The sequence below is a fragment of the Luteimonas lutimaris genome (assembly GCF_039537065.1).
In the GTDB taxonomy this organism is placed as follows: Bacteria; Pseudomonadota; Gammaproteobacteria; order Xanthomonadales; family Xanthomonadaceae; genus Luteimonas; species Luteimonas lutimaris.
The window spans coordinates 20775-34281 of the sequence record NZ_BAAAZU010000010.1; the positions used below are offsets into that span (position 1 = coordinate 20775).

Annotated in this window: 11 protein-coding genes, 1 tRNA gene and 1 pseudogene; 9 read left to right on the forward strand and 4 right to left on the reverse strand. The window is 68.5% G+C overall.

Annotated features, from left to right (window positions below; all coding sequences use genetic code 11):
* Positions 1-16: 16 nt before the first annotated feature.
* Complete coding sequence (locus tag ABD679_RS09485; RefSeq protein WP_344759738.1) at positions 17-769, reverse strand: DUF6776 family protein; 753 nt, start codon at positions 767-769, stop codon at positions 17-19.
* 145 nt (positions 770-914) lie between these two features.
* Here ABD679_RS09485 and ABD679_RS09490 point away from each other — a divergent pair, with 145 nt between their 5' ends.
* The 3 genes from ABD679_RS09490 (at position 915) to ABD679_RS09500 (ending at position 6157) form a co-directional block, all read left to right on the forward strand.
* Positions 915-1496 carry a DUF4126 domain-containing protein gene (locus tag ABD679_RS09490; RefSeq protein WP_344759739.1) on the forward strand — a complete coding sequence of 194 codons (582 nt, stop codon included), beginning with the start codon at positions 915-917 and terminating at the stop codon, positions 1494-1496.
* A 255-nt stretch (positions 1497-1751) separates the two neighbouring features.
* Complete coding sequence (locus ABD679_RS09495) at positions 1752-3545, forward strand: EAL domain-containing protein (protein WP_344759740.1); 1794 nt, start codon at positions 1752-1754, stop codon at positions 3543-3545.
* A complete protein-coding gene (locus ABD679_RS09500) occupies positions 3542-6157 on the forward strand; it encodes a hybrid sensor histidine kinase/response regulator (protein WP_344759741.1) in 2616 nt (871 codons plus the stop codon). Before ABD679_RS09495 ends, ABD679_RS09500 begins: the two co-directional genes overlap by 4 nt.
* 153 nt (positions 6158-6310) lie before the next feature.
* Here the strand turns inward: ABD679_RS09500 and bfr are convergent, their stop codons facing one another.
* From bfr to ABD679_RS09515, 3 genes are all read right to left on the reverse strand, one after another.
* Positions 6311-6787 carry a bacterioferritin gene (gene bfr / locus ABD679_RS09505; RefSeq protein WP_344759742.1) on the reverse strand — a complete coding sequence of 159 codons (477 nt, stop codon included), beginning with the start codon at positions 6785-6787 and terminating at the stop codon, positions 6311-6313.
* Positions 6788-6896: 109 nt separating this feature from the next.
* Positions 6897-7118 carry a (2Fe-2S)-binding protein gene (locus ABD679_RS09510; RefSeq protein WP_344759743.1) on the reverse strand — a complete coding sequence of 74 codons (222 nt, stop codon included), beginning with the start codon at positions 7116-7118 and terminating at the stop codon, positions 6897-6899.
* A 68-nt stretch (positions 7119-7186) separates the two neighbouring features.
* Entirely contained in the window at positions 7187-7792 is a 606-nt protein-coding gene (locus ABD679_RS09515; protein ID WP_344759744.1) for an RNA pyrophosphohydrolase, read from the reverse strand.
* A gap of 184 nt (positions 7793-7976) precedes the next feature.
* Here ABD679_RS09515 and ABD679_RS09520 point away from each other — a divergent pair.
* The 6 genes and pseudogenes from ABD679_RS09520 (at position 7977) to ABD679_RS09540 (ending at position 12955) form a co-directional block, all read left to right on the forward strand.
* Positions 7977-8050, forward strand: a tRNA-Met gene (locus ABD679_RS09520).
* Positions 8051-8135: 85 nt separating this feature from the next.
* Positions 8136-8303, forward strand: a pseudogene (locus ABD679_RS15625) (DUF6538 domain-containing protein); the annotation flags it as partial.
* Positions 8304-8321: 18 nt separating this feature from the next.
* Entirely contained in the window at positions 8322-9689 is a 1368-nt protein-coding gene (locus ABD679_RS09525) for a tyrosine-type recombinase/integrase (RefSeq protein WP_344759745.1), read from the forward strand.
* Positions 9690-10166: 477 nt separating this feature from the next.
* Complete coding sequence (locus ABD679_RS09530; RefSeq protein ID WP_344759746.1) at positions 10167-10766, forward strand: recombinase family protein; 600 nt, start codon at positions 10167-10169, stop codon at positions 10764-10766.
* An 836-nt stretch (positions 10767-11602) separates the two neighbouring features.
* Complete coding sequence (locus ABD679_RS09535; protein ID WP_344759747.1) at positions 11603-12244, forward strand: hypothetical protein; 642 nt, start codon at positions 11603-11605, stop codon at positions 12242-12244.
* A gap of 93 nt (positions 12245-12337) precedes the next feature.
* Positions 12338-12955 (forward strand): hypothetical protein, encoded by a 618-nt coding sequence (locus ABD679_RS09540; protein ID WP_344759748.1) that lies wholly within the window; start codon positions 12338-12340, stop codon positions 12953-12955.
* Positions 12956-13507 lie beyond the last annotated feature (552 nt).

Sequence of the window (13507 nt, forward strand, 5' to 3'; positions counted from 1 at the left end):
GGCGCAGTGGCGCGCTTCAAGCTTCCGGCGCGGAACGGCCCGTCGCATCGGCCCAGGTGAACGACTGTTCCACCGCCGCGCCGCTCTTCGGCGCCAGCCGCACGACCACGCGCAGCGGCTGGTAGCCGGCCGGCAGCACCAGGTCGCCGCCGACTTCCTCGAAGTACTTGAACGAATACGCGATGCCGGGCGCGTCGGGCTGCTGGCGCAGGTCGTCCCAGGCCAGCGTCTGCAGCTTGCCGTCGCGGGTGCCCTCCACCGACAGGGTCACCTCGCCGCTGCTGACCGCGCCGCGGTTGAGGTTCTGGGTGAGCGTGGTGGTGAAGTGCCAGGCTTGGCCGGACTGCGGCCGCAGGTTCAGCTGGTGCACGGTCAGCCCGCGGCGCTGCCCGGTGGCGCCGACGAAGCGCTCGTAGAAGGCGACATCCGCGCGCAGACCGGCGATTTCCTCGTCGCGCTCGGCCAGGGTGCCCTGCAGGTCGCGGTTGGCGTCACGGCTGATCTGGTCGGAGCGGCGCAGGGTGGCGACCTGCTGTTCCAGCGCCTCGACCCTGGCATGCTGACCGGCCGAGGGCACGGCGGGCGCCGGGGCGAAGGTCTTCCAGGCCCCCCAGCAGCCGAACGCCAGCGCCACGACGAACAGCAGCGGCCGCCACCAGCGGAGGGGCGACGCGGGCGAGACAGGGGGCGTGGAAGGCGTGGCCGGCGCATCTTCCGTGGGCGCCGCGGGCGGCGGTGCGGCGGGCGGCGATTGCTCTGGATCGGTCATCGCACCGGTATAGCGGCGCGTCAGCGGTGAAGCAAGCGCGTGCCGGCATCGCGGGCGATGGCGTCGCCGGCCATTCAGGCAGCCGCGCGCGGGCGCGCTAACCTGCGCCCGGCAGCCGCGATCCGACGCGGCGCGGGATGACGACATGACCGATGCCCACCTGTTCGCGATCGGCGTGCTGCTGGCCTGGCTGGCCGGGATCCGGGTCTACCTGACCGTATTCGGCGTCGGCCTGGCCGGCTGGTTCGGCTGGCTGGACCTGCCGCAGGCGCTGGAGGTGACCGCCTCGCCGTGGGTGCTGGGCGTCTCGGGCGTGCTGGCGGTGGCCGAATTCTTCGCCGACAAGATCCCCGGCGTCGACAGTGGCTGGGACCTGCTGCACACGCTGCTGCGGATCCCCGCGGGCGCCTTCCTCGCCGCCGCCGCGCTGTCGCCGGACGGCGACCTCGGTACCGGCATGCTCGCCACCGGCGCAGGGGTCGCGCTGACCAGCCACCTGCTCAAGAGCGGCGCGCGGGCGATGATGAACACCTCGCCCGAGCCGGTCAGCAACTGGACGGCCTCGGTGACCGAGGACGCGGCGGTGGTCGGCGGACTGGCATTGGCGTTCGCGCACCCGTGGATCGCGCTGGCGCTGGTGGTCGCGGTCAGCCTGTTCTTCGCCCTGCTGGTGTGGTGGGTCTGGCGCAAGCTGTTCCGCCGCGCGCCGCGGCCGCAGGGCGGCTGAGGGTCCGCGTTCATCGGGTCCGTGCGGCGCGGCGTGAGACCTGCCGGCAGGGCATCGACGACCGCCGGGCACGGCCGCTACCAAGGGTTTCCCCTGTCCTGATCGAACCGTGCGGTCCGTAGTAGGCTTGTACGCAGGTGCTGCGCATAATCGCGGCATCGACAGGGGAGCCTGCACGTGACCGCGTCCACCCGAACCGCTGCCGCAGATGCCGCAGGCGGCGCACGGCCTACTGCCGTGGCGCCGGAACCGGGTGTGCGCGCGGAATACCCGCCGCAGCACTACTGGCGCCGCTGGTGCGGCGATGCACCGCCACCGGAGCTGCCCGCCGAAGACGCCACGCCCGCCAACGAGCCGCTGCCGCAGGTGTTGCCGGCCGCGGACGAGGGCGTCGACGCGCCGTACCGGGTGCTGATCGTCGAGGACGACCCCAGCCAGGCCCTGTTCGCCGAGACCGTGCTGATGGGCACCGGCATGCAGGCGCGCGTGGTCGGCATCAGCAGCGAGGTCATGGCCGCGATGGAGGAATTCCGGCCCGACCTGGTACTCACCGACCTGCACATGCCCGGCCTCAACGGCGCCGAGATCACCACCATGATCCGCGCACACGCCGCGTTCGCGCACACGCCGATCGTGTTCCTGACCGGCGACCCGGATCCGGAAACCCAGTTCGAAGTGCTGCAGGTCGGCGCCGACGACTTCCTGACCAAGCCGGTGCGCCCGCGGCACCTGATCGCGGCGGTGGAAAGCCGCGTGCGCCGCGCGCGCAAGCTCGAACGCCAGCGCAGCGGCGAGGGCCGGCACCCGTCCACCGGCCTGTACACGCGCGCGGCGATGCTGCAGCAGCTCGGCGCGACGGTCCCGGGTGCGACATCCGGCGGCCTGTACTTCGTCGAGATCGAACACACCACCGCGCTGCGCGACCGCTTCGGCTACGCCGCGCTGGAAAGCGCGCTGGCCGACACCGGGCGCCACATCGGCGAGCTGGCCGGCGAGCACCTGGTCTGCCGCCTGAACGACAACACCTTCGTGGTCTTCGCCACCGGGCTCGACGACCCCGCGCTGGGCACCTTCGCGCGCACCCTGCGCGACGGCACCAGCCGCCACCAGGTGTCGATCGACGGCGAATCCCTGCGCCTGCGCGCGCTGGTCGGCTACGCCGCGCTGCGCAGCAATTTCGACGACGCCAGCACCGCGCTGGCAGCGGCCGAACAGGCGCTGCGCCAGGCGCGCCAGCTGCCGGTCGGCATCGCCGCCCACGAACCGCCGCGGGAGGCCGCCGTCGAGGCCGATGCCGACCGCGTGGTGATGATCCACGACGCGCTGATGAACGACCGCTTCGAGTTGGCCTACCAGCCGATCGTCGCGGTCGCCGGCGGCGAGGAAGCGCAGTACCAGACGCTGCTGCGCCTGCGCGACGGCAGCGGCAACCTGCACACGGCCGCCGAGATCGTGCCTACCGCGGAGGCCGCGGGCGTGCTGCACGAGATCGACCGCCGGGTGCTGGACCTGGCGGTCGCCACGCTCGACGAACGCGCCGGCGAGAACCGGCCGGTGCGGCTGTTCGTCAGCCAGTCGGCGCGCACGCTGGTCCGCGACGGTTACGCCGCCGCGCTGCTGCAGATGCTGTCGGGCACCCGCATCGACGGCCCGACGCTGGTGGTCGACGTGCGCCAGGACGACGCGCTGGTACACGCGGTGGCGCTGCAGGAGTTCTGCGCGGCGATGGTGCCGGCCGGCGTGCAGCTGTGCCTGAGCCAGTACACCGCCGGCCCCGAACCGGACGCCCTGCTCGCACGGATGCCCCTGGGCTTCGTGCGCCTGGCCGCGCGCTACTCCAGCCAGCTCGGCGAAGGCGCGGTGCGCGACGAGATGCGCGCGGCGATCGAACGCGCCCACCGGCTCGGCCTGCAGGTGATCGGCCAGCAGGTGGAAGACCCGCAGGCGGCGGCGACACTGTGGATCAGCGGCGTCGACTACATCCAGGGCAACCTCGTGCAGCACGCCGCCGGGGGCCTCGACTTCGACTTCCAGAACTCCGTCCTATGAACCTGACGGTATCCCGCGCGCGACCCTCGGCCGTGATGCTGCGCTGGCTGGCGCTGGGCGCGGCGGCCGGCGCGGCGCTGACTCTGTCGCTGGACGCGCTCGGCCTGGACGGGCCGTGGCAGGGCGCGGCCCTGGTGCTGGCGCTGCTGGCGGTGTTCGCCTCGATCGGCGTGTTCGTTTCCAGCCGCGAGCGCGAACGCGAGATGGCCGAGGCCGAGATCCGCGCCCGCCGCGACGAGGCCGAGCTGGGCGAGCTGCAGCGCGAGCTCGACCGCCACACCCAGCTCGAACAGCAGCTGCGCCAGGCCAAGCAGGCGGCGGAGTCGGCGATGATGGCCAAGGGCGAGTTCCTGGCCACGATGAGCCACGAGATCCGCACCCCGCTCAACGGCATCGTGCCGATGCTGGACCTGCTGATGCACGCCCAGCTCGCGCCCGACCACGCCGAGATGGTGCGTACCGCCTACACCTCGTCGCAGCAGATGCTGCGCATCGTCGATGACATCCTCGACTACTCCAAGCTCGAGGCCGACAAGCTCGTGCTCGAGTCCACCGGCTTCAACCTGCGCGAACTGCTGGAAACGGTGGTGCAGCTGCTCGAACGCCCGGCGCTCAGCAAGGGCCTGCGCCTGTCGCTGCAGATCGACCCGGGCGTGCGCCTGCCGGTGCGCGGCGATCCGGTGCGGCTGCGCCAGGTGCTCAGCAACCTGGTCAGCAACGCGGTCAAGTTCACAGAGCGCGGCGCGATCACCATCAGCCTGCGCCGCATCGGCGAGACGCCTGCGCAGCACCAGCTGCGCTTCGAGGTGCAGGACACCGGCATCGGCATCGCCCGCGACGCGCAGGGCCGGCTGTTCCAGGCCTTCAACCAGGCCGACACCTCCACCACCCGCCTGTACGGCGGCACCGGCCTGGGGCTGGCGATCTCCAAGCGCATCGTCGAACTGATGGGCGGCAGCATCGGGGTCGAGTCCGAGTCCGGCCGCGGCGCCACGTTCTGGTTCGAGGTCCCGCTGCTCAAGGTGCAGGGCGACATGCCCGCCACCGGCATCGCCGCGGCCAACAGCGGAGGCCGCCTGCTGCTGCTCAGCGCCGACCCGCGCCTGCGCCTGCGGCTGTCGATGCTGCTGCCCAACTGGGGCCTGCGGGTCAGTGCGGTGGAAACCACCCAGGAAGCGCTCGAACGCCTGCGCACCGCCGCCAACCAGGGCAAGCCGTGGGCCTACTCGGTGGTGCTCGCCGACCTGGCCGGCATCCGCAACACCGCCGTGGCCCTGCATCGCAACATCAGCCGCAGCTCGATCTATGGCGACCTGCGGCTGGTCTGCCTCTACGGCGAGGACTCGATCCCCGAAGAGCTGCAGCACAGCGCCACCCTGCTCAGCCGGCAGGCGCCCGACCAGGACCTGCGCGCGGCGCTGACCGACTCGCGCCCCGCCACCACCACGCCCGACAGCCTGCAGCGCGACGCTGCCGCCACACCGACAACCACGATGGTCACGAACAACGACGCCACCACGCTGCGCAGCGCCCGGGTCCTGCTGGTCGAGGACAACCCGGTCAACCTGATGGTCGGCCAGCGCCTGCTCGGCGTGCTCGGCATCACCTGCGACACCGCCAGCAATGGCGAGGCGGCGCTGATGCGGATGTCCGCCTCGCGTTACGACCTGGTGCTGATGGACTGCCAGATGCCGGTGATGGACGGCTATACCGCCACCCGCCGCTGGCGCGAAAGCGAAGCGGCCGCCGACCATGGCCACCACCTGCCGATCGTGGCGATGACCGCCAACGCGATGGCCGGCGACCGCCAGAAATGCCTGGACGCGGGCATGGACGACTACCTGCCCAAGCCGGTCACCCGCAGTGAACTCGAACGCTGCCTGCACCACTGGTGGAACCCGCAGGTCGCCGCGCTCGACGCCGACGCGCCCGCACCCGGCGTCGATGATGCCGCCGCGCCGGAAGCCGCGGCCGACGCCGCCTGGGCAGCCGATGATGTGCGCGAGGACGTGGTTTCGGTCCCCGTCCTCGCGGATGTGGCGCCCGAGCCTACGCCCGCCGCGCCACCGGTGATCCCGGCAGCGCCCGCTGTCGCGGCAGCGCAGCCGGAGCCGGTGGCCGCCGCCATCGCATCCGGCGCCGCCGCGCACGTTCCCGCCCCCGCCGCACCTGCCCCGGCACCCGCAACCTCAACGCCGCGGGCCGCAGCTCCGGCCAACGCACCGGCCTCCATGCCTGCACCGCCGCGCACGCCGGTGCCGCTGATCGACAGCGAAGTCCTGGACGAACTGCGCGCCCTGCTCGGCGGCGAAGTCGACCGCCTGATCGACGTCTTCCTCGAAGACACGCCGCGCCTGATTTCCGAGCTGGAAAACGCCGCCAGCAGCGGACCGGACTACCCGGCCCTGCGCGACGCCGCGCACTCGCTCAAGTCGTCCAGCGCCAACCTCGGCGCGATGTCGCTGTCGGCCGCGGCCAGGCGCATCGAAATGGGCGCCCGCGAGCAGTCGCTGGAGCGCCCCGCGGTCGCGGTGGCCCTGGTCGCCAACGAATTCCAGCGCACCCGGCAGCTCCTGCGCGCCACCCAGGGCAGTACCGCCGATTCACCCTGATCAAACAGGATGCCTGTATCTGCAGGGGCGGCTTCAGCCGCAAGTTCTTCAAGAGAATCCCAGCCCCCTGCGTGAGGGGAGATGGATATGCCCACCCGCCAATCAACAGCGCACGACTGAAGTCGCTCCCGCAAGGAGCAAGAGAAACAGCCCTCAGTCGTCCCCGTCGATCTTGGTCTGCAGGTAGTTCTGCTCGCCGATCCGCTCCACCAGCGCCAGCTGGGTTTCCAGCCAGTCGATGTGCTCTTCCTCGGACTCGAGGATGTTGGTGAACAACCGCCGGCTGACGAAATCGCCGACCTGCTCGCAGTACACGATCGCTTCCTTGAGCGGCGCGACGGCCTCCATTTCGAGCGCCAGGTCGCACTCGAGCACTTCCTTCGGGTTCTCGCCGATCTTCAGCTTGCCCAGCGCCTGGAAATTCGGCAGCCCGTCGAGGAACAGGATCCGCTCGGCGAGCATGTCGGCATGCTTCATCTCGTCGATCGATTCCTCGTACTCGTGCTTGGCCAGTTCATGCAGGCCCCAGTTCTTCAGCATCTTGGCGTGCAGGAAGTACTGGTTGATCGCGGTCAGCTCGTTGTAGAGCGCCTGGTTGAGGAACTTGATGACCTGTGCGTCGCCCTTCATGGCCGCCTCCGTGGTTCACGATGGCGCCACTCTAGCGCCATCGCCGGAGCGCTGACGAAACGCGAATCGTGTGCAATACCGGACCCGTCCGCAGGCGGGACGGCGGTCGTCAGGCGGCGTGGCGGATGCCCGGGAATTCGACGACGTTGCCGCGCTGCGGCTGCAGTTCCGCACGGGCCTGTTCAAGCGTGTCGGCAGCGGTGTCGACGCAGCTGCCGCAGCAGGCGCCGCAGCCGGTGCGCATGGTGAGCTCGGCCATCCCGCAGCAGCCGGCCTTCGCCGCCTGGCGGATGTCGTGGTCGGTCACGCCATTGCAGATGCACACGTACATGGATCGGTATACCGTCGCCGCGGGGAACGGTGCCGATTGTCGATGCAAATGAGAATGATTGTCAATCCTTAACGGGCGACACGACCACCCGGCGGCACGTCCCCCTGCCCTCGCTGCCCGGGCCGGCGCGGCGAGGGCCCGCGCATCCGGGCGTCGGGCCGCGGGTCCGGCTGCGGCTGCGGGATCGCCCGCTGGCCGGCGATCTGGCGCGCAAACGGCGCCAGGTGCCGCAGCGCGCTCGCGTAAACCCCCCGCTTGAAGGACACCACGTGTTCGAGGGGGTACCAGAAGTCGACCCAGCGCCAGTGGTCGAACTCCGGCTTGTCGGTGCCGTCCAGGCGCAGGTCGCTCTCGGCGCCGGTGAACTGCAGCAGGAACCAGACCTGCTTCTGGCCGATGCACACCAGCCGGTCGTTGCGGCGGATCGCCCGCCGCGGCAGGCGGTAGCGCAGCCAGCCGGGGGTGACCCCGAGCACGGCCACGTGTTCGGACCGCAGGCCGGTCTCTTCCTCCAGCTCGCGGTACATCGCCTCCAGCGGCGTCTCGTCGGTGTTCATCCCGCCCTGCGGGAACTGCCAGCCATCACGCCGCACCCGCCGCGCCCAGAAGACGCGACCGTCCGGATGCATCAGGATGATGCCGACATTGGGCCTGTAGCCGTCCGGATCGATCACGATGCGGACTCCAAATTCACTGCGACCGACTCTGCCATGCCCGTGCCGGACCGACAAGCGACCGCACCATGAATTGACGGCAGGCCGCCGCGCGGGAATAATTCGCGGTTCCGCGCGGCAAGGCAGTACAGCCGGCTGGAGCACGGTCCCCGCGAGGGGCCATGGCTGTAAAATCCGAAAACCTGGCTATGTAGCTCAGACGGTTAGAGCGCGAGACTCATAATCCCGAGGTCGGTGGTTCGATTCCACCCATAGCCACACCCTCCCGAAAGCCCCTGAAATCACAGGGGAAAAGGCATTTCCAGACGGTTCGGACCCTGTGCTACAGGGAGAGCTACAGGAAATGCTACAGCGCCGGGGCGCCGTCTACGCATCGCGGGTCATCGTGCCCGCCGACCTTCGGGACCGGCTTCGCCGGACTGAAATCACCAGATCACTACAGACCACGGACGCCAAAGAGGCGGCCCGTAGGCTTGCCCTGTGGGAAACTCACTTGGGGACACTGTTCACAAGCGCGCGACGCCGGGCCATGCCGACCGATCAGCTAGACGAGATCACCCGCCGCTACCTTGCCGCCAGCTTCGAGGAAATCGAGGAGCGGCTGGCGCTGGAATGGGAGGAGCCGGGACTAGACGCGCATCGATTCGACTTGAACGACGAAGCGCACCGGCTCGCCGCCCTACTCGCCCATGCGGACCCGGGGGAATTTCTGGACACAGCCCGGGCCATGCTGCCCGAGGCGGAAGCCGACACCCTCCGGAAGCTGGCCCGCAGGCTCACCGAGGCCAAGCTAGAGGCCACCACCGCGGAGCTTAGGGCGCTGGCAGGGAAGCCCCTGCAACGCCCCCAGACGGCCACCGCGGGGGCACTGCGGGAGGAGCCGAAGGAGACCCCGGAGTTTTCCGAGGTAGCGAGGGCCTACGCCGACGAGCGCGTATCCCTTGGCAAATGGGCCCCACGGACCGAACACCAGAACCGCGCCATCCTCGCAACCACCATCGAGCTAATGGGCGATCCCCGCATTGGGGAGGTCACGAAAGACGACGTGCGCGAGCTTGGCAGGGCAATCCGTCTACTGCCCGCGAACATGGGGAAGAAGTGGCCGGACAAGGGTCCGCGGGACGTGTTGGAGATCACCGAAGGGGACCCGGAAGTGGCGCGGCTGGCCCCCCGCAGCGTGAACAAGTACCAGCAGCTAGTCCGGTCCGTGTTCGCGTGGGCGATGGAGGGCGACACGATCACGAAGAACCCCGCCACCGTCTTAAAGGACATGGAGGAAGGGGACGAACGCGAGGACCGCGGCGACTTCACCGACGATGACCTGCGCGCCTATTTCGCGGAGCTGGACAAGGAACCAGACCGGCCCGAGTTGCATTGGATTCCCCGCATCCTTGCCTATTCCGGTATGCGCTTGGGTGAGGCTGCACAGCTCACCCGCGAGGACGTAAGGCAGGAGGGGGACACTTGGGTTTTCGACATCAACGACGACGACCCGGACAAGCAGCTAAAGACGAAACGATCACGGCGACTTGTCCCCGTCCACTCGCGTCTGTGGCAAATGGGCCTGCGGGAATTTCTGGATAGCAAGGGGCCAGGGTTTCTATTCGACGCGGAATGGCGCACGACCGACAACCCCAAGCGCGGCAGGGTCGATGCACTATCCAAGCTGCTAAACCGAAGGCTTGAAAGCGCGGGGATCGACGACCCCGACAAGACCGGGGCGCACAGCTTCCGGCACACGGTCACGACCCGACTAGCAGAGGCAGGAGCGCCGGAGCATCAGCTATCCGACTTGCTCGGACACAAGAACAAGGGCGTGACGATGGGCCGCTATACGAAGGCAACGAAGCCCGCGACGCTGGCCGAAGTAATCGAGCTACTGCACCTGCCCGTCTGACAAGAGAGCCGACAGGACCGCTATCCCTGCGGCCCCCGTGCGCGTGGATTACCAAGCCCGAGGAAGGGAAAGGCTTCGCACGTTGTCGGCCCGGATAGGTTGCCCCCGGGGACACTGCGGGGGCTATCAGGAAACCCCGCGGGGACGGGTAGGGAAACCCCGCGACTGGCCCCCGTTCCGACAAGATTTTGCGAGGCCCCATCGATAGAGCGGCCCGGCCGGTTTCCCCCCATAGGGGGTGCCCGGGAACGCAGGACAGGGGGCGCCCGGGGCCACCGCGGGGGACGCCCGGGGAGCCGGAGGGAGCCGCGGGGGAACCGCGGGGAATCGCGGGGAGCCGGAGGGCATCCGAGGGTGTACCAAAAGGGCCACCGCGGGGACCCCCGGGAAGCCGCGCCATTGCTAGGCCGTTCCATGCCGTTTGCCCTGTACCAAAACGGGGTGTATTGTTACACCACCAGACAGGAGGCAGAGGGCATGGCAACGAAGGCGAAGCGAGTAGCTATCTACGTCCGGGTATCGACCACGGAACAGACCACAGAGAACCAGACCCGCGAGCTACAGGCAGTGGCAGAGGCCGCAGGCTGGGAGGTCGTGGGGGTGTTCGCAGACGAAGGCATCAGCGGGGCCAAGAGCCGCGCCGACAGGCCGGCACTGGACAAGGTGCTGCGCATGGTGACCCGGCGACAGGTCGACATGGTGGCCGCGTGGTCCGTCGACAGGTTGGGCCGGTCGATGCGGGACCTGTTAGACACGATGGACAGCATCAGGGCCGCAGGGGCGGACCTGTACCTGCATCAGCAGGCAGTGGACACCAGCACGCCGGCGGGCAAGGCCATGTTCCAGATGATGGGCGTATTCGCAGAGTTCGAGCGGGCCATGATCCGGGAGCGGGTCATCGCTGGCATGGACAGGGCACGCGCCAAGGGCAAGGCCCCGGGACGGCCGGCTCTGGCGGCGGGGACCAATGACCGCATCCGGGCCATGCGGGCCGAGGGTCACTCCCTGCGGGCCATCGCCAAGGCCGTGGGGTGCGGGCTGGGGAGCGTGCAGAGGGCGCTTGCGGTCGAGGCATAGGGCCCGGGAGGGGACCACCTAGGCCGGTTTGGCGCCTACTAGGCCAGATCGACCCCTACCATACGGTTTTGGCCGTGTGCGTATGGCCATCCGTTCGACCCGCCGTACAGGCAATGTTCCACGGGCAATGTTCCACGGAGGATGCCCATAGAGGCCCAACGGTGGCGCTACAGGGGCCACCTTGCCGGACCCTTCCGGGTACACCAGAAAACACCAGACGGGCCCTGTAGGGCCACTGTGGGGGCTTCCCGGGGGTGTTTGTAGGTGCGACCTCTAGGAGCCAACAGGCCACCGAAGGGGAAACCGGGGGTGCCCCGGGGGTCATACCGGGCTCCAGCAGAGCGGCAAACCGGGATCGCCCGTAGAGCGGGCTAAGGATTGTTCGGACCTCTTGAAGAACACCAGCCGCCGAGAGCGGTCCCGGGTCACATTCCCCTCTAGAGGAACACCAGCCGCCGAGAGCGGCCCCCGGGTCACTCCACGTACTAGCAAACCTCCAAACGCGGCCCGGGCCAATTCAATTCTTACGCCCTCTAGCAAACCTCCAAACGCGGCCGGGCCAATTCGATTTGTTCCGTACTAGCAATCCTCCAAACGCGGCCCCGGGCCAATTTGATTGTTTGTAGTACTAGCAATCCTCCAAACGCGGCCCCCGGTCACCGGTGGTACTAGCAAACCTCCAAACACGGTCCCGGGTCACTGCGACTAGCTAGGGACACCAGACCGCCCCGGGCGTTCGACAGGCTCCCTTTTTTGCGCCCCCGCAGGTGACCCCGGGGCGTTTTACGTCCTGATTCTTTAGGCCCCTTGGCGGGCCTCTAACCAATGGAGAAATGATGGCGCACTACGAACAGTGTGCGGCCGAAGGCTGCACGAGGAGACCCCGGCGACGGAGCCGGTATTGCACGACGCACTATGACCGCATCCGCAGGAACGGAAGCCCGCATGGCCGGGCGATCCGCAAGCACGAGTTGAAACCGTGGCGGGACATTGCCGCGGGCTGGATCGGCCGGAACGCAGACCACCCCGCCGTGGTCGAGGCCTGCGGGTACTTAGCCGGGCTACTTGAACCGACAGCCGGGGCGCGCTTTCTGGGTTCCGAGTTTGACCGGCTGCGATCCGCAGGCGTGACAGGGGCCGACATGCTGGCCGCCGTGATTGCGCTATGGGCTTGGGCAGAGGCCACAGGCGGGAGGGGCATCGATGATCGATGCTTTGACGTGAACCTAGGGCGTGCCGTCCTGCGATGCGCGCGGCAGAGGATCGTGAGCCGTTCCAAGTCCGGGAAGCCGGATCACAAGCGAGTCACCGGCAACCATGCGGGGGCACTTGGCGAGGAGCTACGCCTTGCGCTTGGCGCGCTGCCACTGGTAGCGGCGCAACGCATTGTCGAGGAGGCGCTAGGACCAGAGCGTACCCGCGACCGCATCCGCGAGGCGATGACCGAGCCGTTCAAGTCGGCGACAGACACCGACTGATTCACCACCACCGATAACACCCGCTTCCATGTTGCAGGCGCATGGACGGCGGGCCTAACCGTGCCTGCACCTTTCGAAAGGAAAACCAAAACGATGGATAGCAACAACAACGCCCCGAAGCCGGGGACCGCCGAGTATGACGAGGCGATGATTGCCAAGTACAGAGGCCAAGGTGCCCGCGAGGCAGCCGAAGCCGAGGAAGGCCGCGGCAGACGCATGGGGATCACCGAGGCCGTCCCGCATGGGGGCCACGATGGCATCACCGCGACGGACGGCCGCATGGGCTTGAGCATCCGCCACGAGTCGACGCTGGGGCCGGACTTCGGCCGCGGTCGCATCGACCCGGGGCAGGCTATCGACATGCGCGCCGAGATCGACCGACTGTACGAACAGCTGCGCGAAGTCGCGGGCCATGACCCGAGAACCGGCGATCCGATTCCAAGGGTTCAGGGTCCCGGCCGCGAAGCGAGGACGCGCCGCTTGGTCATGCTGGAATCGCAGCTCCCGTTGCTTGAACAGGCAATCGAAAAGCAGCGCATTGCAGACGCAGACCCGGACGCCCCGCCGCGCCCCGGTACGTTCGAGGCGTTGCTGGCGGAAAAGCAGCGACAGGACGAGGTGCGAGCGCGTGCCGAACAGATCGCTTTCGAGCGTGAGGCAGAAGCAATGGCCGACCGCGTAGCCAAGCAGAACAAGGCGAACCGCGGCTAATGGCGGCGCGAATCACCGCTGACGTTCGCTGGCGTGTTCGGGATGCCGTTGCACTTGGCGTTCCGCTTGCGCTTGTCACGGCGTATTGGGACATCACGGCCGAGCAGGTGCAGGCAATCGCCGAGTCGGAGCCGACACAAGCAGAGCAGGCAGCGCGTGCAGCGCATAGCGCAGACGTAGACGCACGCATTACCAGCAACAAGAGCTAACACCCTTTGCATCGCGCCCCGTAGGAGCGAGCGCCCAAACCCCGGGGATCAAGGTCCCCGGTTAGTCGGACAACGCACGCCACCGCGGGGCGCCTTGCATTTCAACCAGAGGATTCAATGAAGATCACAGACAGATTCACCGCGGCGATGGATGCCGCACACGCCGCAGCGCGCGGGAAGGAAGGGAAGGAAGCAAGGGCCGCTAGGTCCTGGGCTTTCGTGCGTGCCGTGAGCGAGGGCGGGACCCGCGGGGTGCCCGCTTGGGTGTGCCCGCAGTTCCTTGTGGGACTCTTTCAGATTTCCACCCGGCTGGCGAAGTCGCACCTAGAGGAGATCGACAAGG